Origin of the sequence: Bradyrhizobium huanghuaihaiense (genome assembly GCF_025200885.1) — a bacterium.
Classification (GTDB): Bacteria; Pseudomonadota; Alphaproteobacteria; order Rhizobiales; family Xanthobacteraceae; genus Bradyrhizobium; species Bradyrhizobium huanghuaihaiense.
In genome coordinates, this window is record NZ_CP104172.1 from 4,990,393 (window position 1) to 5,007,594 (window position 17,202).

At 64.8% G+C, this 17,202-nt stretch carries 15 protein-coding genes and 1 pseudogene; 4 read left to right on the forward strand and 12 right to left on the reverse strand.

Features of this window, described 5'->3' with window-relative positions; translation table 11 throughout:
* Positions 1-20 precede the first annotated feature (20 nt).
* Both N2603_RS23930 and N2603_RS23935 read right to left on the reverse strand, forming a co-directional pair.
* Positions 21-3,164: an efflux RND transporter permease subunit gene (locus tag N2603_RS23930; RefSeq protein ID WP_260384090.1), complete on the reverse strand. Its 3,144-nt coding sequence runs from the start codon at positions 3,162-3,164 to the stop codon at positions 21-23.
* Positions 3,165-3,169: 5 nt separating this feature from the next.
* A complete protein-coding gene (locus N2603_RS23935) occupies positions 3,170-4,375 on the reverse strand; it encodes an efflux RND transporter periplasmic adaptor subunit (RefSeq protein WP_260384091.1) in 1,206 nt (401 codons plus the stop codon).
* A 197-nt stretch (positions 4,376-4,572) separates the two neighbouring features.
* Between N2603_RS23935 and N2603_RS23940 the strand changes: the two genes are divergently transcribed.
* Positions 4,573-5,235 carry a TetR/AcrR family transcriptional regulator gene (locus N2603_RS23940; RefSeq protein WP_260384092.1) on the forward strand — a complete coding sequence of 221 codons (663 nt, stop codon included), beginning with the start codon at positions 4,573-4,575 and terminating at the stop codon, positions 5,233-5,235.
* A 35-nt stretch (positions 5,236-5,270) separates the two neighbouring features.
* Here the strand turns inward: N2603_RS23940 and N2603_RS23945 are convergent.
* From N2603_RS23945 to N2603_RS23980, 8 genes and pseudogenes are all read right to left on the reverse strand, one after another.
* Positions 5,271-5,414: pseudogene (locus N2603_RS23945) on the reverse strand (sulfite exporter TauE/SafE family protein); the annotation flags it as partial.
* 402 nt (positions 5,415-5,816) lie between these two features.
* Complete coding sequence (locus tag N2603_RS23950) at positions 5,817-6,368, reverse strand: hypothetical protein (protein WP_260384093.1); 552 nt, start codon at positions 6,366-6,368, stop codon at positions 5,817-5,819.
* Positions 6,369-6,401: 33 nt separating this feature from the next.
* Positions 6,402-7,121, reverse strand: coding sequence for a haloacid dehalogenase type II (locus tag N2603_RS23955; protein WP_260384094.1), 720 nt, complete (start codon positions 7,119-7,121; stop codon positions 6,402-6,404).
* Positions 7,122-7,260: 139 nt separating this feature from the next.
* Positions 7,261-8,262, reverse strand: a complete 1,002-nt coding sequence (gene glpX, locus N2603_RS23960) for a class II fructose-bisphosphatase (protein ID WP_018641734.1) — start codon at positions 8,260-8,262, stop codon at positions 7,261-7,263.
* 81 nt (positions 8,263-8,343) lie between these two features.
* Positions 8,344-9,660 carry a homoserine dehydrogenase gene (locus N2603_RS23965; protein WP_260384095.1) on the reverse strand — a complete coding sequence of 439 codons (1,317 nt, stop codon included), beginning with the start codon at positions 9,658-9,660 and terminating at the stop codon, positions 8,344-8,346.
* Between the two features lie 29 nt (positions 9,661-9,689).
* Entirely contained in the window at positions 9,690-10,910 is a 1,221-nt protein-coding gene (locus N2603_RS23970; RefSeq protein WP_026311799.1) for an LL-diaminopimelate aminotransferase, read from the reverse strand.
* Positions 10,911-11,124: 214 nt separating this feature from the next.
* Positions 11,125-11,400 (reverse strand): hypothetical protein, encoded by a 276-nt coding sequence (locus N2603_RS23975; RefSeq protein ID WP_026311798.1) that lies wholly within the window; start codon positions 11,398-11,400, stop codon positions 11,125-11,127.
* Positions 11,401-11,465: 65 nt separating this feature from the next.
* Entirely contained in the window at positions 11,466-11,654 is a 189-nt protein-coding gene (locus tag N2603_RS23980) for a hypothetical protein (RefSeq protein ID WP_145831987.1), read from the reverse strand.
* Here N2603_RS23980 and N2603_RS23985 point away from each other — a divergent pair.
* Positions 11,653-13,476, forward strand: coding sequence for a PHA/PHB synthase family protein (locus N2603_RS23985; protein ID WP_018641730.1), 1,824 nt, complete (start codon positions 11,653-11,655; stop codon positions 13,474-13,476). The genes N2603_RS23980 and N2603_RS23985 overlap by 2 nt on opposite strands.
* A 141-nt stretch (positions 13,477-13,617) precedes the next feature.
* Positions 13,618-14,016, forward strand: coding sequence for an MAPEG family protein (locus N2603_RS23990; protein WP_018641729.1), 399 nt, complete (start codon positions 13,618-13,620; stop codon positions 14,014-14,016).
* A gap of 113 nt (positions 14,017-14,129) precedes the next feature.
* Here the strand turns inward: N2603_RS23990 and argC are convergent, their stop codons facing one another.
* On the reverse strand, positions 14,130-15,113 hold the full coding sequence (gene argC / locus N2603_RS23995) for an N-acetyl-gamma-glutamyl-phosphate reductase (protein ID WP_260384096.1): 984 nt from the start codon (positions 15,111-15,113) through the stop codon (positions 14,130-14,132).
* On the reverse strand, positions 15,110-15,778 hold the full coding sequence (locus N2603_RS24000) for an FMN-binding negative transcriptional regulator (protein WP_260384097.1): 669 nt from the start codon (positions 15,776-15,778) through the stop codon (positions 15,110-15,112). Before N2603_RS24000 ends, argC begins: the two co-directional genes overlap by 4 nt.
* Before the next feature lie 391 nt (positions 15,779-16,169).
* Between N2603_RS24000 and N2603_RS24005 the strand changes: the two genes are divergently transcribed.
* Positions 16,170-17,171, forward strand: coding sequence for an MBL fold metallo-hydrolase (locus N2603_RS24005; RefSeq protein ID WP_018641726.1), 1,002 nt, complete (start codon positions 16,170-16,172; stop codon positions 17,169-17,171).
* Positions 17,172-17,202 lie beyond the last annotated feature (31 nt).

Consider the following 17,202-nt stretch of genomic DNA (forward strand, 5'->3'; position numbering starts at 1 on the left):
GTGTCACCCGGGCCTCTGATCTATTCCGCGGGCTCCGCAGCGGCGACGGGATTTGCGGTGGCATGGGTCCGCTTGCCCGGAAATATCTTGCGGACCAGCACGAACAGCGCCGGCACGAAGAAGATGCCGAGCACGGTTGCCGCGATCATGCCGCCAGCAACGCCGATGCCGACCGCGTTCTGGCTGGCCGAGCCCGCGCCCGTCGCCACCGCCAGCGGCAGCACGCCGAGGATGAAGGCGAGCGAGGTCATCAGGATCGGGCGCAGGCGCTGGCGCGCGGCGTGCAGCGTCGCCTCGACCAGGCTGCGGCCGGCGGCGATCTGCTCCAGCGCGAATTCGACGATCAGGATCGCGTTCTTCGAGGCGAGACCGATCGTGGTCAAAAGGCCGACCTGGAAATAGACGTCGTTGGCTTGGCCAAACAGCGTCGCCCCCACCAGCGCGCCGAGCACGCCGATCGGCACCGTCAACATCACCGCGAACGGAACCGACCAGCTCTCGTAGAGCGCGGCGAGGCTGAGGAAGACGATCAGCAGCGAGATCGAATAGAGATACAGCGTCTGGCTGCCGGTCAGCCGCTCCTGGAACGACAGGCCGGTCCATTCATGGCCGTAGCCCTTCGGCAGCCTGGCGATCTGTTCCTCCACCGCCTGCATGGCGATGCCCGAGCTGATTCCCAGCCCCGCCTGTCCCTGCAGCTCGACGGCGGCAACGCCGTTGTAGCGCTCGAGGCGCGGCGAGCCGAAGCTCCAGCGATCGGTGGCGAGCGCCGAGAACGGCACCATGGAGCCTGAGGCATTGCGGACGTACCAGCGGCCGATGTCGCTGGTGTCCATGCGGAACGGCGCGTCGCTCTGCACATAGACCTGCTTGACGCGGCCGCGGTCGATGAAGTCGTTGACATAGGCGCCGCCCCACGCCGCCGACAGCGTGGTGTTGAGGTCGCTCAGGCTCACGCCGAGTGCGGTGGCCTTGGCCTGGTCGACGTCGAGGTTGAATTGCGGCGTATCGTCCTGGCCGTTCGGCCGCGCCTGCGCCACGCGCGGGTCCGCCGCGAGCTGGCCGAGCAGTTGGTTGCGCGCCTGGATCAGCGCCTCGTGACCATTGCCGCCGGTGTCCTGGAGGTAGAGGTCGAAGCCGCCGGCATTGCCGAAGCCGGGGATCGAGGGCGGCAGCACCGCGAACACCATGGCGTCGCGAATCTTCATGAACGCGCCCATGGCGCGGCCAACCACGGCCTGCGCCGAGGTCGCAGGACTCTTGCGCTCGTCGAAAGGCTTCAGGCTGACGAAGGCGAGGCCGACATTCTGCCCCTGCCCGGCAAAGCTGAAACCGCTGACCGCAAACACGCCCTCCACCGCATCCTTCTCGTTGTCGAGGTACTGATGCTCGACCTGCTTGATCACGTCGAGCGTGCGCGCCGAGGTCGCGCCGACCGGAAGCTGGATCAGGGTCATGATCGTGCCCTGATCCTCCTCGGGCAGGAACGAGCTCGGCAGCCGCTGGAACAGGACGACCATGGCGGCGACGATCGCGACGAAGGCGATGATCACGCCGGCGATGCGCCTGATCGCGGCGCCTGCGGTGCGCTGATAGCCGTCCGCCATGCGGTCAAAACCGCGGTTGAACAGGCCGAAGAAGCCGGCTTGCGTGCCGTGATGCTTCGGCGGCTTCAGGATGGTCGCGCACAAGGCCGGCGTCAGTACCAGCGCCACCAGCACCGAGAGCAGCATCGCCGTGACGATGGTCAGCGCGAACTGCCGGTAGATGATGCCGACCGAGCCGTTGAAGAACGCCATCGGGATGAACACCGCCGACAGCACGACGCCGATACCGACCAGCGCGCCGGTGATCTCGCGCATGGATTTCTCGGTCGCCTCGCGCGGGGAGAGATGCTCCTCGACCATGACGCGCTCGACGTTCTCGACCACGACGATGGCATCGTCGACCAGAAGGCCGATCGCCAGCACCATCGCGAACATCGTCAGCGTGTTGATGGAATAGCCCGCGAGCGAGAGCACGCCGAACGTTCCCAGCAGCACCACCGGCACCGCGATGGTCGGAATGATGGTGGCGCGCCAGCTCTGCAGGAACACGAACATCACGACGAAGACGAGCGCGATCGCCTCGAACAGCGTGTGGATCACCTTCTCGATCGACAGCTTGACGAAGGGCGTGGTGTCGTAGGGATAGACGACGCGGAGCCCCTCCGGCATGGTGGCACCGAGCTGGGCCACGCGCGCCTTCACCGCTTCCGAGGTCGCGACCGCATTGGCGCCGGTCGCAAGGCTGATGCCCACGCCGGCGGCCGGCTTGCCGTTGTAGCGCGCGGCGGAATCGTAGGACTTCGAGCCGAGCTCGACACGCGCGACGTCGCCGATGCGGACCGTCTGGCCCGATGTCGCGGTGCGCAGGATGATGTCCTTGAACTGCTCGACCGTCTGCAGGCGGCTCTGCGAGGTGATGGTAGCATTGAGCTGCTGGCCGCCGACCGACGGCAGTCCGCCGAGCTGGCCGGCCGTGACCTGTGTGTTCTGGGTCTGGATCGCCGCGATCACGTCGCCCGGCATCAGATTGTACTTGGTCAGCTTGTCGGGATCGAGCCAGATGCGCATGGCGTATTCGGCACCGAACAGCGTGACCTGGCCGACGCCGGCGACGCGGCTGATGGGATCATTGACCGACGACGCCACATAATCGGCGATGTCGCTGGCGGCGAGCCTTCCGTCCTCGGAGACGAAGCCGAGCACCATCAAAAAGCTCGCCGACGACTTCACCACCTTGATGCCCTGCTGCTGCACGACCTGCGGCAGCAAGGGGGTTGCGAGCTGGAGCTTGTTCTGCACCTGCACCTGGGCGATGTCGGCATCGGCCTCGTTGGTGAAAGTCAGCGAGATCTGCACGACGCCGGTCGAGGTGCTCGACGACGACATGTATTGGAGATAGTCGAGGCCCGTCATGTTCTGCTCGATGACCTTGGTCACCGAGTTCTCGGCCGTCTCCGCATTGGCGCCGGGATAGGTCGCCGTGATCGTGACCACGGTCGGCGCGATCTGCGGATATTGCGCGATCGGCAGCCGCATGATCGCGAGAACGCCGCCCAGCATGATCAGGATGGCGATGACCCAGGCGAAGATCGGCCGCTTGATGAAGAAATGCGACATGACGATTACTGCTCGGTTGTGGCGGGTGCGGGCCGCGCATCGGCCTGCCGCGTCGGATTCACGGTGAGGCCCGTTGCCGGATCGACCGTGACCTCGACCGTCTTCACGGGTGCGCCGGGACGCGCCTTCTGCGTTCCGTCGACGACGAGGCGGTCGCCCGCCCTGGCGCCCGACCGCACCAGCCAGTTGCCGTCGACGTCCTCGCCGAGATCCAGCGTGCGCTGCTCGATCTTGCCGTCCTTGTCGACGAACATCGCCACCGCCTGCCCCAGCGGATTGCGCGACACCGCCCGCTGCGGCACCAGGATCGCGTTCGGATCGACGCCGGCGACGACGCGCGCGCGCACATACATGCCCGGCAGCAGCGCCCGCTCCGGGTTGGCGAAGATCGCGCGCGAGGAGACCGAGCCGGTGCTCTCATTGACGCTCGCATCGGTGAAGCCGTATTTGCCCTTGTGGCCGTAGGTCTTGCCGCTCTCCATCAGCAATTCGACCTGCACGCCGTCGGCCGGGCGCTTGAGCGTTCCGCTCGCGATCTGGTTGCGCAGCCGCTCCATCTCCGAGGTCGACTGGTCGAGGTCGACGTAGACAGGGTCGAGCTGCTGGACCGTCGTCATGGCGGTCGCCTGGCTTGCGGTGACCAGCGCGCCGGGCGTGATCGACGATTTGCCGATCCGGCCCGAGATCGAGGCGGTGACCTTGGTGCGGTCGAGCGAGATCGCGGCGGTCTCGCGGTTGGCTTCGGCCGCCTTCAGGTCGGCCTCGCCCTGCTTGTAGGCGGCAACGGCATCGTCGACGTCCTGCTGGCTCGCCGCATTGGTCTGCAGAAGCTGGGTCTTGCGCGCAGCCTTCAGCTTGACGCTGACCAGCGTCGCCTCGGCCCGCTGTACCGCGGCCTCGGAGCTCGCCAGCGCGGCCTTGTACTGAACGGGGTCGATCTCATAGAGCAGATCGCCTTCCTTCACCTCGGCGCCCTCCACGAAATCGCGCTTGAGCAGGATGCCGGTGACCTGCGGCCGGACCTCGGAGACCTGGTAGGCGACGACCCGCCCCGGCAGGACCGTCGAGATCTTCGCCTCCTGCGGTTTCAAGGTCAAAACGCCGACCTCCGGCACCATCTGCCGTGGTCCCGCTTGCTGGCTCTGCTCGCCGCAGGCTGCGAGCGACAGCAGAGCGAGTAACGGAACGGCGCGAGCGATCGGGGGACGCATGATGTCGATCCATGGGATAAGGTTTGGGGTGAGGTTGAGGGCCTCTAGGAGAGGCCATTTACATTGACACATTTGGAAACTCTGTAGTTTCCATCAGGAAACTTGGGAGTTTCCTTCTCTGAAGTCAAGTGCTAGGCTGCCCCGATGCGTCCGCTCAAGCAGTCGTGAACTGCCCCCAACTGAACGACAGGTTTTGCATGGCGAGGAAATCCGTCAGCCGCCGACAAGCCGGCGGCAGTCCGCCCCCCGAACGGGACGTCGCCCTTCCCGCGCCCGATGCGCGCCTGTTGCATTTGCTGGCGGCGGCGAAGGACACCTTCACCAGCAAGGGCTTTGCCGCGACGACGATGGACGACATCGCCGGCGCCGCCGGCATGTCGAAGAAGACGCTCTACAAATTGTTCGCGAGCAAGACCGAGCTGTTCCGCGCCATGCTGCTCCGCAGCCTGCCCGAAGCCGATTACGCCGACACTCCTGCGGAAGGATCGCCGGTGACCCGGCTCCGAAACATGCTCCGGGAGGCAGCGGACGTGGCGCTATCGCCGGGCGAGATCGCGCTGCAGCGCCTGATCATCGGCGAACGTCAGGCCTCGCCGGAGCTGGGGCGCATGTTCGCCGAGGTCATCATGGAGAGCGGCACGGAGCATATCGTCGAGTTGCTCAAGACGATTCGCCTGGAACGCCGCTTCGAGAGCGTGCCGCTGCGCCTCATCGCCGAAATGCTGTTCGGCATGGTGTTCGGTCACGATCATTTCAGGCTGCTGACCGACACGGGGTTCAAGCTCAACCGCCGCGTGCTGGAGCGGCGGATCGACCTTGCCATTGCGACGTTCTGTGCACCCGAGGATCAGGCGAGATAGCCGGACACACCGTCCCACAACAGCTTCAGCGCGGTGCCGCCGGCCGTGACCGGGTCCATCACGAACGACAGCAGCGGAATGCCGACGATCGAGAACCCGCCGCCGAATGCGCCCTTCATGAAGCAGATCAGGAACAGCCCGGCAAAGGCGATGAGGACAGTGGTGACCGTCAGTGCCATCTGCGCACCTCCAAGTCCGTCTCGTCCAAGTCCGTCGCGTCCAAGTCCGTCGCGTCCAAGTGCATCAGACGCGTCCGGACAACGCCGTCACTCCGCTTGCGACCTCGGGGGCCGACCGTCCTTGTTTCGGAAAAACAGACCGGGCAGCACAGAGGGCAGTCCAAACGTCAATCCGAGGAATGCCAGAAACAGATCGAGATAACTCAGTGGCAACGTCGTCACTCCGCTGGCACCGGCGACCCGGTGCAATTTGCTCATTGCCCGGAATATGATCCGATCCGGATATCGGTACAATAAGAACATTGATCTCGGTGCAATTTCCGCCGGCAGCACGACGCGCCCTCGCCTCCGGCCGGAGGTGAGTGTTCGTCACTCGTCGTTCTGAGAGGATTGGTCGCGCGGTCAGTTCCGGCTGCCGAGGAAGCGCGCGATCGGCTGCAACGCGTCGATATCCGGAACAGCCGCACTGGCCTGGACGCCCGCGCACCATGGATATGGTAACGCCGCCAGCCAGCGCATGACCGGCTCGGAGGTCTCGGCGAGAAGCAGGACCATGGCCTCGATCTCGATCACCAGCTTTGCCACGCGGCCATCGCCGGCCCCGAAATGCCAGTCATAATGTCCGCAACCAACGCGAACGGCACCGCCCTGCCTCGCCGACATTCCGACCAGCCAGTCGCAACGGACGTGCGGCAGATGGTCCGCGCCGGGACGTGACAGGCAAAATGTGCGCACATTTTCGTACTGCTCGCCGAAGCCAGTAACCAGCACCTGGGTCACCTGCTCGAGTCCCTTCGCCGCGCCTGGAAACGAAATGGCGTCGGTCTTGACGATCATTTCGAGCTCGCAATCGTCAGCGAAAGCGCGCGTCATCAACTGCGGAAGGTTGCCATCCTTCGCCAGGATATAGGTGCTGATCGCATCGGCGGCGGTGATCGCGGCGGGTCGGCTCATTCGGTCACCTTCTTCAAGACGCCCGGACCGCGCCTAGCACCCCAGCCTGTCGGCGATCCCGCCAAAGTCCTTCGCGACGATGTCCCAGTTGCCGGTCGCCTCGAAATCGACCTTCTGCAGCGGACCGTACTCCGTCGGACGCGCCACGAACGCTGTCTTCAGACCGTACTTCTGCGCAGCGGCGAGATCGCCGTTGTGGGCGGCGACCATCATCACTTCTTCGGGCTCGAGGCTGAGCAGCCGTGCGGCGCCGAGATAGGTTTCGGGATCGGGCTTGTAGTGCTCGAACAGCTCGGCCGACATGATGAGATCCCAAGGAAGCCCTGCGAACTTCGCCATATTGGTGAGGAGCGCGACGTTGCCGTTCGACAGCGGCGAGATCACGAATTTCGTCTTCAACCGGGTCAGGCCGGCGACGCTGTCGGGCCACGGATTGAGGCGGTGCCAGCCCTTGGTGAGGTGATCGAGGTCGGCCTCGGTGAGGCCCCTGATCTCGAACTTCTCGACCAGCTTTTCCAGCGAGCGGCGGTGCAGATCGTCGAGCATGACATAGCCGCGCTCGGGATGTTTGCGCACGTCGTCCATCGACGCGACATACATGCCGCGCCAGCCGTCGACCAGAGCGGTCCAGTCGGCGCTGATGCCGCGGCCCTTCGCCCACCACATGAAGTCGGTGATCAGGCTGGTGCGCCAGTCCACGACCGTGCCGAACACGTCGAAGACGAGGGCTTTGACGGCGGAAAGGTCGGACATGTGCGCTTCCTCCACGCTCGTCATTCCGGGATGCGCCGTGAGGCATATGCCCGGAATCCATAACCCCGGCTGGTGGTTATGGATTCCGGGCTCGACGCTACGCGTCGCCCCGGAATGACGGCTGTTGTTATTGCATTGCTTAGTCCAGGTGGAACTTCGCGAGCTCGCGGTGCTCGGCCTTGATGTAGCGCACGGTGCCGGTGACGGAGCGCATCACCACCGTCTCGGTCTCGATCACGCCGTCCTTGCGGAACTTGACGCCCGAGAGCAGCGAGCCCGTGGTGACGCCGGTGGCGGCGAACAGGCAGTCGCCGCGCGCCATGTCCTCGATGCCGTAGATCATCTTGGGATCGTTGACGCCCATCTTGGCGGCACGCTCGCGCTTCTCCTCGGAATCGAGGATCAGGCGGCACTGCATCTGGCCGCCGATGCAGCGCAGCGCCACGGCAGCGAGCACGCCTTCCGGCGCACCGCCGGTGCCGAGATACATGTCGACGCCGGTGTTGTCGGGGTCGGCGCAGTGGATCACGCCGGCGACGTCGCCGTCGGTGATGAGGCGCACGGCAGCCCCGGTCGAGCGCACGCTCTCGATGATGCCGGCATGGCGCGGACGGTCGAGCACGAGAACGGTGATGCCATCAGGCTTGACACCCTTGGCCTTGGCGAGGCGGCGGACGTTGTCGGCGGGCGAGGCATCAATCTCGACAACACCCTTGTCGTAACCGGGACCGATCGCGAGCTTCTCCATGTAGACGTCGGGCGCGTGCAGCAGCGTGCCGCCGTCGGCCATCGCCATGGTGGCGATCGAGCCCGGCATGTTCTTGGCGCACAGCGTGGTGCCTTCGAGCGGGTCGACCGCGATGTCGACTTGCGGGCCGGCCTTGAGGCCGACCTGCTCGCCGATATAGAGCATCGGCGCCTCGTCGCGCTCACCTTCGCCGATCACGATGGTGCCCTGGATCGGCAGCTTGTTCAGCTCGCGCCGCATGGCGTCGACCGCGGCCTGGTCGGCCGCCTTCTCGTTACCGTGCCCGCGCAGTCGCGCCGACGACACCGCCGCCCGCTCCGTCACCCGCACGATCTCCAGCGTGAGAATGCGCTCGAGCAAGGCGTGCGGGGGGACTTCAATATGGGTCGACATCGGCTAACTCCTTCGAAGACGTTTGGGACGGAAATCTCCGTCCGTATCAACTCGTAACACCAACAGTTCGTTCGAACCGTGTCAGTTCTTCTCGATCCTTATGACCTGCGGCCGTCCGCTGATGACCTTGTCCTTCTGCACGGCGGCGAGCGCGCGGCGCACGGCATCCTCATGCGTTGCATAGGTGATCAGGATGACGGGCACGGGGACCGCCTTGCCGTCAGCGGACGCAGCGCCGCCATTGGGATGGCGCTGCACGATCGACTCGATCGAAATCTTCTGTTCTGCAAGCCGGGTCGCGATCGCAGCCGCGGTGCCCGGGAAATCGCGCGCCAGCAGGCGGATGTAGTAGCCGCCTTCATGCCGCTCCATCGGCGCCTTCTTGGTGTCGCGCAGATGCGCGATCGGCCGGCCGAACGGATTGGCGCGGATGCCGCGCGCAACATCGGCGATGTCGGCGACGACGGCCGATGCCGTCGCAGCACCACCGGCGCCGGGGCCGACCAGCGTGATCGGCGGAATGCCCTCGCCATCGATCGTGACCGCATTGGTGACACCCATCACCTGCGCGATCGAGGAGGATTTGGGAACCATGGTCGGATGCACGCGCTGCTCGATGCCCTTGGCGGTGCGAACGGCAACGCCGAGCAGCTTGAGCCGGTAACCGAGATCGTCGGCGGCGCGCAGGTCTTCCGGCGCGATGGAGGAGATACCTTCGACATACACCGCGCTTTGAGCAACTTTCGTGCCGAACGCGAGGCTGGCGAGGATCGAGAGTTTTTGCGCAGTGTCGTGGCCGTCGACGTCGAAGGACGGATTGGCCTCGGCATAGCCGAGCCGCTGTGCATCCTTCAGACACTCGGCAAAGGAGAGGCCATCCTGCTCCATCCGGGTCAGGATGTAATTGCAGGTGCCGTTGAGGATGCCGTAGACGCGGTTGATGCCGGTTCCGGCAAGACCCTCGCGTAACGTTTTGATGACGGGAATCGCGGCGCCGACGGCTGCCTCGAAATTCAGCGCGCCGCCGTGCTTTTCGGCGGACTTCGCCAGCTTGATGCCGTGCTTGGCGAGCAGCGCCTTGTTGGCGGTGACGACGGACTTGCCGGCATTGAGCGCCGCCTCGACTGCGGAGAGCGCAGGATCTCCGGCGCCGCCCATCAGCTCGACGAAGCAGTCGACCTCGGGATGGGTGGCGAGCGCAAGCGGATCCTTGGCCCATTCGACGCCACGCAGGTCGATGCTGCGCTTCTTGGCCTTCGAGCGCGCCGTGACTGCGACGACGCGAATACCGCGGCCGCTGCGCCCCGCGAGCACGCGCGCTTGCGTTTCAATCAAACGGACGACTTCGGCACCCACGGTGCCGAGCCCCGCTATGCCCACTTTCAGGGGTGCGACCATGATGCTTTCAGAAAACCTGTCGAAGAGAATTAGCGCCGGTTGGCGAGCGGAACGACGTTGTGCAACGTTTCGATGCCGCTTTCAAGGAAGCGGCGCACGCCGCGCGCGGCCTGCCTGATCCGTTGCTCGTTTTCCACCATGGCGATGCGGACATATCCTTCGCCGTGCTCGCCGAAGCCGACGCCGGGCGACACCGCGACGCCGGATTTCTCCACCATCAGGGTCGCGAACTGCATGCTGCCGACGCTGCGGAAGGCTTCCGGCAGCGGCACCCAGGCAAACATCGAGGCCTCCGGCGGCGGAATTTCCCAGCCGGCGCGGCCGAACGATTCCACCAGCGCGTCGCGGCGCTTGCGATAGGTGTCGCGCATCTCCTTGATGCAATCGTCGGGGCCGTTCAATGCCGCGGTCGCGGCGACCTGCACCGGCGTGAAGGCGCCGTAGTCGAGATAGGATTTGACGCGGGCAAGCGCTGCGATCACGCGCTCATTGCCGACCGCAAAGCCCATGCGCCAGCCGGCCATCGAGTAGGTCTTCGACATCGAGGTGAACTCGACGGTGACGTCCATCGCGCCCGGCACCTGGAGCACCGAGGGCGGCGGGTTGTTCTCGTCGAAATAGACCTCGGCATAGGCGAGATCGGACAGGATCAGGATCTCGTGCTTCTTCGCGAAGGCGACGAGGTCCTTGTAGAAGTCGAGGCTCGCGACATAGGCGGTCGGGTTGGAGGGATAGCAGACCACCAGCGCCAGCGGCTTCGGGATCGAATGCACGATCGCCCGCTCAACCGCCTCGAAGAATTGCGGCGTCGGCTCCGAGGGCACCGAGCGGATCACGCCGCCCGCCATCAAAAAGCCGAAGGCGTGAATCGGGTAGCTCGGGTTCGGACAGAGGATGACGTCGCCGGGCGCGGTGATCGCCTGCGCCACGTTGGCAAAGCCCTCCTTGGAGCCGAGCGTCGCCACCACCTGGGTGTCGGGATTGAGCTTCACGCCGAAGCGGCGGGCGTAATAGGCGGCCTGGGCCCTGCGCAGGCCGGGGATGCCGCGGGAGGCCGAATAGCGGTCGGTGCGCGGCTTGCCGAGCGTCTCCTTGAGCTTCTCCAGCACATGCGGCGGCGCCGGCAGATCCGGATTGCCCATGCCGAGGTCGATGATGTCGGCGCCGGCATTCCGCGCGGCCGCCTTGGCCCGGTTGACCTGCTCGAACACGTAAGGCGGAAGGCGGCGGATGCGGTAAAATTCTTCCATGGCTCTCTGGGCTCCGGGCAACCGGTCAGGACAGAATCGACTGGCCACGAGCGCCGATCGCAAAAGCGCCCGGCCCGGCCGTTAAATGGCTCAAAATCAGATACTTAGAGCAATTTTCGACGGCGGAAGCTGAAGTCGTTCGCCCTGACTCTCGGCTGAACTCAGGTCTTTTAGCACGGCAAGGCGGGGGCGCCAGCGATTACCTTGCACTGCCTCATTTGGCATCTTTTGCGGCAACGGCCTGACGATCGCGCGCCGCGGCAAGCTCCGCCTCGATCTTGGCGCGCTGATCCGGCGGGATGATCGCCTGATCGCGGTCGGGCGGCAGATCGTGCACCGGCAAATAGCTGCCGGGCTCCTTTGGATGTGCCTGCGCATCCGCAGGCGTGAGATCGGCGAGCTGACTAGAGCAGCCGCCCAGGGCGAGCGCCACCATCAGCAGCGCGCCGCGGATCGGCAGCGTCTTTTGCAGGTCCCTTAACGCCAACACTTGGGAATCCCCTACTCGTCCCAAAGCACGGCCCCGGATAAGCCTACCCGACACCGCGCCCAAGCTCAAACCATTGCTGCCCAAATGGTGCGAGCGAGAAAACAGCCCGGCACTACCAAGCCGAGCGGTGCGGCCTGATTATGACGGAACCAGGAAAACTTGTCGCAGTGCAGCACATCTTCGCGCGTGTTTAACGCCAAACCTGCGAGCTTCGCGGTGACGAATACGGAATGAATCGTTACTGTTCTGGCCATGAGTACCGCCACGACCGACAAGCCCAGCTCCGGGGCAAACCAGTCCGAGACGAAGTTCGATGCGGAAGCCTTCGCGATGAACGTCGCGCAGGCGATGGAAAGCGGTGGCAAGGCGCTGGCCGCCTACCTCAAGCCGCGCGAGAGCGGCGAGGTGCAGGACCGCCCGCCGCCCGAGCTCACCGAGATGGTCAAGACCTTCACCGCGGTCGCCGAATACTGGCTGTCGGACTCCTCGCGCTCGTCCGATCTGCAGACCAAGCTCGCCAAGGACTATCTCGACCTCTGGGGCTCGGCAGCGCGCCGCATGGCCGGCCAGAACGCCGAGCCGGCGATCGCGCCCTCGCCGCGCGACAAGCGCTTCGCCGATCCGGAATGGAAGTCGAACCAGTTCTTCGATTTCGTGATGCAGCTCTACCTGCTCACGACGAAATGGGCGCAGGAGCTGGTGCGCGACGCCGACGGCCTCGATGCGCACACCCGCCGCAAGGCGGAGTTCTACGTCCAGCAGGTCGCCAACGCGATCTCGCCCTCGAACTTCGTGCTGACCAATCCGGAAGTGCTGCGCGAGACGATGGCAAGCAGCGGCGGCAACCTGGCGCGCGGCCTGAAGATGCTGGCCGAGGACATCTCGGCCGGCAAGGGCATGCTGAAGATCCGCCAGTCCAATCCGGACAATCTCGTCGTCGGCGTCAACATGGCGACGACGCCGGGCAAGGTGATCTACCAGAACGAGATGATGCAGCTGATCCAGTACTCGCCGACCACGGAGACGGTGCTGCGCACCCCGCTCCTGATCGTGCCGCCCTGGATCAACAAGTTCTACATCCTCGATCTCAAGCCGGAGAAATCCTACATCAAGTGGTGCGTCGACCAGGGCATCACCGTGTTCGTGATCTCATGGGTCAATCCCGACAAGCGGCTCGGCAAAAAGAGCTGGGAAGACTACATGAAGGAAGGCCCGCTCACGGCGATGGACGTGATCGAGAAGGTCACCGGCGAGATGAAGGTCCACACCGCCGGCTATTGCGTCGGCGGCACCATGCTCGCGACCACGCTGGCCTGGCTTGCCGAGAAGCGCCGCCAGCGCGTGAGCTCGGCGACGTTCTTCGCGGCGCAGGTCGACTTCACCCATGCGGGCGATCTCCTTGTCTTCGTCGACGAGGAGCAGATCGCCGCGCTCGAGCACGACATGAAGGCGGCCGGCGTGCTCGAAGGCTCGAAGATGGCGATGGCCTTCAACATGCTGCGCTCCAACGACCTGATCTGGTCCTATGTCGTCAGCAACTATCTGAAGGGCCAGCAGCCGAGCGCGTTCGACCTGTTGCACTGGAATTCCGATGCGACGCGGATGACGCAGGCGAACCATTCCTACTACCTGCGCAACTGCTATCTGGAGAACCGGCTCTCGACCGGCACGATGGTGCTCGACAACACCCTGCTCGATCTCTCCAAGGTCAAGGTGCCCGTCTACAACCTCGCCACCCGCGAGGATCATATCGCTCCGGCCGAGTCGGTGCTGTACGGCTCGCAATTCTTCGGCGGGCCAGTGAAGTATGTGCTGTCCGGCTCGGGCCACATCGCGGGCGTGGTCAATCCGCCGGCCTCGAACAAGTACCAGTACTGGACCAACGACAACATCAAGGACGTCACGGTCGCGGACTGGATGAAGGGCGCGGTCGAGCACAAGGGCTCGTGGTGGCCGGACTGGCGCGAATGGCTCGGCAGCCTCGATCCCGAGGAAGTCCCGGCGCGCGTGGTCGGCAGCGAGGCGCTGCCCCCGATCGAGGACGCGCCCGGCAGCTATGTCAGGGTTCGCGCATAGCGCATGATCCGGAAAAGTGCGCAGCGGTTTTCCGAAGAGATCATGCGCCAACAAGGGCCCAAAGCTTCCGTGCGCATGGCGCATTCTTGCGCTCTTGTATAGACTCGCTCTCACCACGGCGACGACAGAGGGGACCGGACTATGACGCGCGAATTGTTCTGGCTGACACTGACGGTGATCCTGACCGGGATCCTCTGGGTTCCCTACATCATCAACCGCTGCCAGGTTCGTGGCCTTTCCGGAGCCATGGCCAATCCGTCGCGCGGCGACAAGCCGCAAGCCGAATGGGCGAACCGGCTGATGTTCGCGCATGACAATGCGGTCGAGAACCTCGTGATCTTCGCGCCGCTGGTGCTGATCCTGAACGCGATCGACTATTCCACGACATGGACCGTGCTCGCCTGCGCCGTCTATTTCTGGGCCCGCGTCGCCCATCTGATCGTGTACGCGCTCGGCCTGCCGGTGTTCCGCACCCTCGCCTTCACCGTCGGCTTCCTCGCGCAGGCCGTGCTGGCGCTGGCGATCTTCAAGGTGGTTTGAAGCACTTTCCACGTCATTGCGAGCCCTTGCGACGAAACAATCCAGACTATCTCCACGGTGGAAGTTCTGGATTGCTTCGCTTCGCTCGGAATGACGGAGGATAGAGGCCTTCCCTACTCCTCCGGCAAGCCCAGCATCAGCCGCATGTTCTGCACGGCCGCGCCCGAGGCGCCCTTGCCGAGATTGTCCAGCCGCGCGACCAGCAGGGCCTGGTGATATTTGTCGCTGGCAAAGACGTAGAGCTCGAGCATGTTGGTCTCGTTGAGCGCCTCCGGCTCGAGCCGGCCGCCCTTGGTCGCCTCGTTCTGGAGCGGCATCACCTTGACGTATTTCGAGCCGGCATACCGCTTGGCCAGCGCGGCCTGAAGGTCGGCACCGCCAGGCTTGCCCGGCAGCGTGTCGAGCTGGAGCGGCACCGAGACCAGCATGCCCTGCCGGTAGTTGCCGACCGAGGGAATGAAGATCGGCCGCCGCGTCAGGTTCGAATAAAGCTGAAGCTCCGGCAGGTGCTTGTGCTCGAAGCCGAGACCGTAGAGCTCGAAGGACGGCGCGCTGCCGTCCTCGAAGCTCGCGATCATCGACTTGCCGCCGCCGGAATAGCCGCTCACCGCGTTGACGGTGACGGGATAATCCGGGGGCAACAGGCCGGCATCGACGATCGGCCGCAGCAGTGCGATGCCGCCGGTCGGATAGCAGCCGGGATTGGACACCTTCTTCGCGGCCTTGATCTTGCCGGCCTGGTCCGCCGTCAGCTCCGGAAAGCCATAGGCCCAGTCGGGTGCGACCCGGTAGGCGGTCGAGGCGTCCAGCACCTTCGGCCCCGAAGAACCCATGCTGTCGACCAGCGCCACCGTTTCCCTGGCGGCATCGTCGGGCAGGCAGAGGATGACGAGATCCACCTCCTCCATCAGCGCCTTCTTGGCGGCGGGATCCTTGCGCTTGTCGTCGGCGATGGTCTTCACCGCGACGTCGCTCTGGAGCTTCAGCCGCTCGTTGATGCCGAGCCCGGTGGTGCCGGAGCCGCCGTCGACGAAGACGGTGGCGGGCTTCTTGGCCGCGCCGGTGGTCGGGGTTTTCGTGGTTTCCGTGAGGCTCATGGAACGCTCCTTTCGAGCTTGTTGGTCTCGGCCGCAAAGGCTTCCGGCCTCACGTCCTGCATCAGTTGCGCGATTTTCCTGGCGTCGGCCGCGGGCTGCGCGCCGAGCGCATTGGCGATCGCCGTATAGTCGGCGTCGGACTTGTGCTGGTTGAGCTTGAAGCTGCCCTCGATCTCTTCGACCGTCATGACCAGACCCACGATTCCCTTCTTCATCGCTTCCAGCCGGCCCGCCGTCATCTTGCCCGAGGTCCATGGCTTCTTCGGCAGCAGCCAATTCTCGAACTTGTCGCTGAGCGTGTCGACCTGCACCGCGAGCTCCTCATCCGACAACGGCCGTACTGGCCCGCTCAGGTGCACCGACTGGTAGAGCCAGGTCGGGACCTGATCCGGCGAGACGTACCAGTCCGGCGATACATAGGCATCGGGGCCGTTGACCGCGAGCATCCAGGCGGCCGCGCCGTCCGCCAGCTTTAGCAGCGGATTGTGACGGGCGACATGAAAGGCGGCCTGCGGCGTGCCGTCAGCCGCATAGGTCAAATAGAACGGCAACGGCGAGGCGATCGGCCTCTTGCCGTCGAAGGCGCACATGGTGCCGAAGCCGCGCTCCTCGGCGAATTTCAGGCTCGCGGCGCGGTCCTGCTTGAAAAAGGGTGGCGTGTACATCGTGGTCTCCTGCTGGGCCTCCTTGTGGGAGCCGCCGGATCAGATCGCGCTGACAGGAGAGAGAATGCCGCGGATCGGATCCAGCGGCAAAGACGATGATCTCAAACGCGATCGACCGCCCAAACCGCTAAAGTGCGGCGGCGGCGACGGGCGAACAGGATGGTCGCGGCGTTGATCATGGCGCGCGGCTATAAGGCCCGCGGGTTCCAGGGTCAAGCCCAAATCGGTCCGGGCTATCGGTCCGGGCTGACGGCAGGATGCCGCAGGTCGGGACGGCAGGATGTCATCCGGCTGCAGCGGAATTTCCTTTGGCGAAAGGGGTTCCGGAAGAAGGACGGCGGCAATCCCGCCGGTCCGCGCCGTCAGAGCAACCCAGCCTCAGGACATCGCCATGACCGAGATCACCCGTCGCGCAACGCTGGCCGGCGCCGCCGCCTCGGCGCTGCTGCCTTTCGTGAAGACCTCACCCGCGAGCGCCGCCGCGCCCGCGGCGACCGCTCAGAATGCGAGCTTTTATCGCTACAATGTCGGTAGCCACCAGGTCACGGTGGTCTGCGACGGCGTTGCCACCGTCAATCTGACCGACAATTACGCGGCCGGCGCCAGCAAGGACGACATCAACAAGGTCTTCGCCGAACATCACCTGCCGACCGACAAGGTCACCCACACGTTCAACCCCGTGGTCGTCAACACCGGACCGAAGCTCGTCGTCATCGACACCGGTCTCGGGCCCGACCAGTTCACGCAGACCAAGGGCAAGGTCGGCCAGTTCCACAACAACCTTGCAGCCGCCAGCATCGACCGCGCGGCGGTCGACACCGTCATCATCTCCCACTTCCATGGCGACCACATCAACGGACTGCTGGCGGCCGAGAACAAGCCCGCCTTCCCCAATGCCGAGATCATGGTGCCGGCGGTGGAATGGAAGTTCTGGATGGACGACGGCGAGATGAGCAAGGGGATGGGCAATCCGATCCTCGAGAACAACTTCAAGAACATCCGCCGCGTGTTCGACGCGCTCGGTCGCAAGGTCACGCAATACGAGGCTGGCAAGGAGGTCGCGCCCGGCATCACCTCGGTGGCGAGCCCCGGCCACACGCCGGGCCACAATTCCTTCATCGTCGCCTCCGGCGCCGAGAAGGTGCTGGTGCAGGTCGATATCACTGCAGGCGCAGCGTTCCTGTTCGTCAAGCATCCCGAATGGAACATCGCCTCTGATGTCGACAAGCCGCTCGCCCAGGAGACGCGGCGCAAGCTCTACGACATGGCGATCGCCGAGAAGATGCCGATCCAGGCCTTCCACGCCGCCTTCCCAGGCCTCGTCCGCGTTGAAAAGGAAAAGGACGGCTCCGGCTATCGCTGGATCCCCTCGATCTGGAACGCCTCGCTGTAGACTGCGCCTGACGCCCTGACCGGGCGGTCCA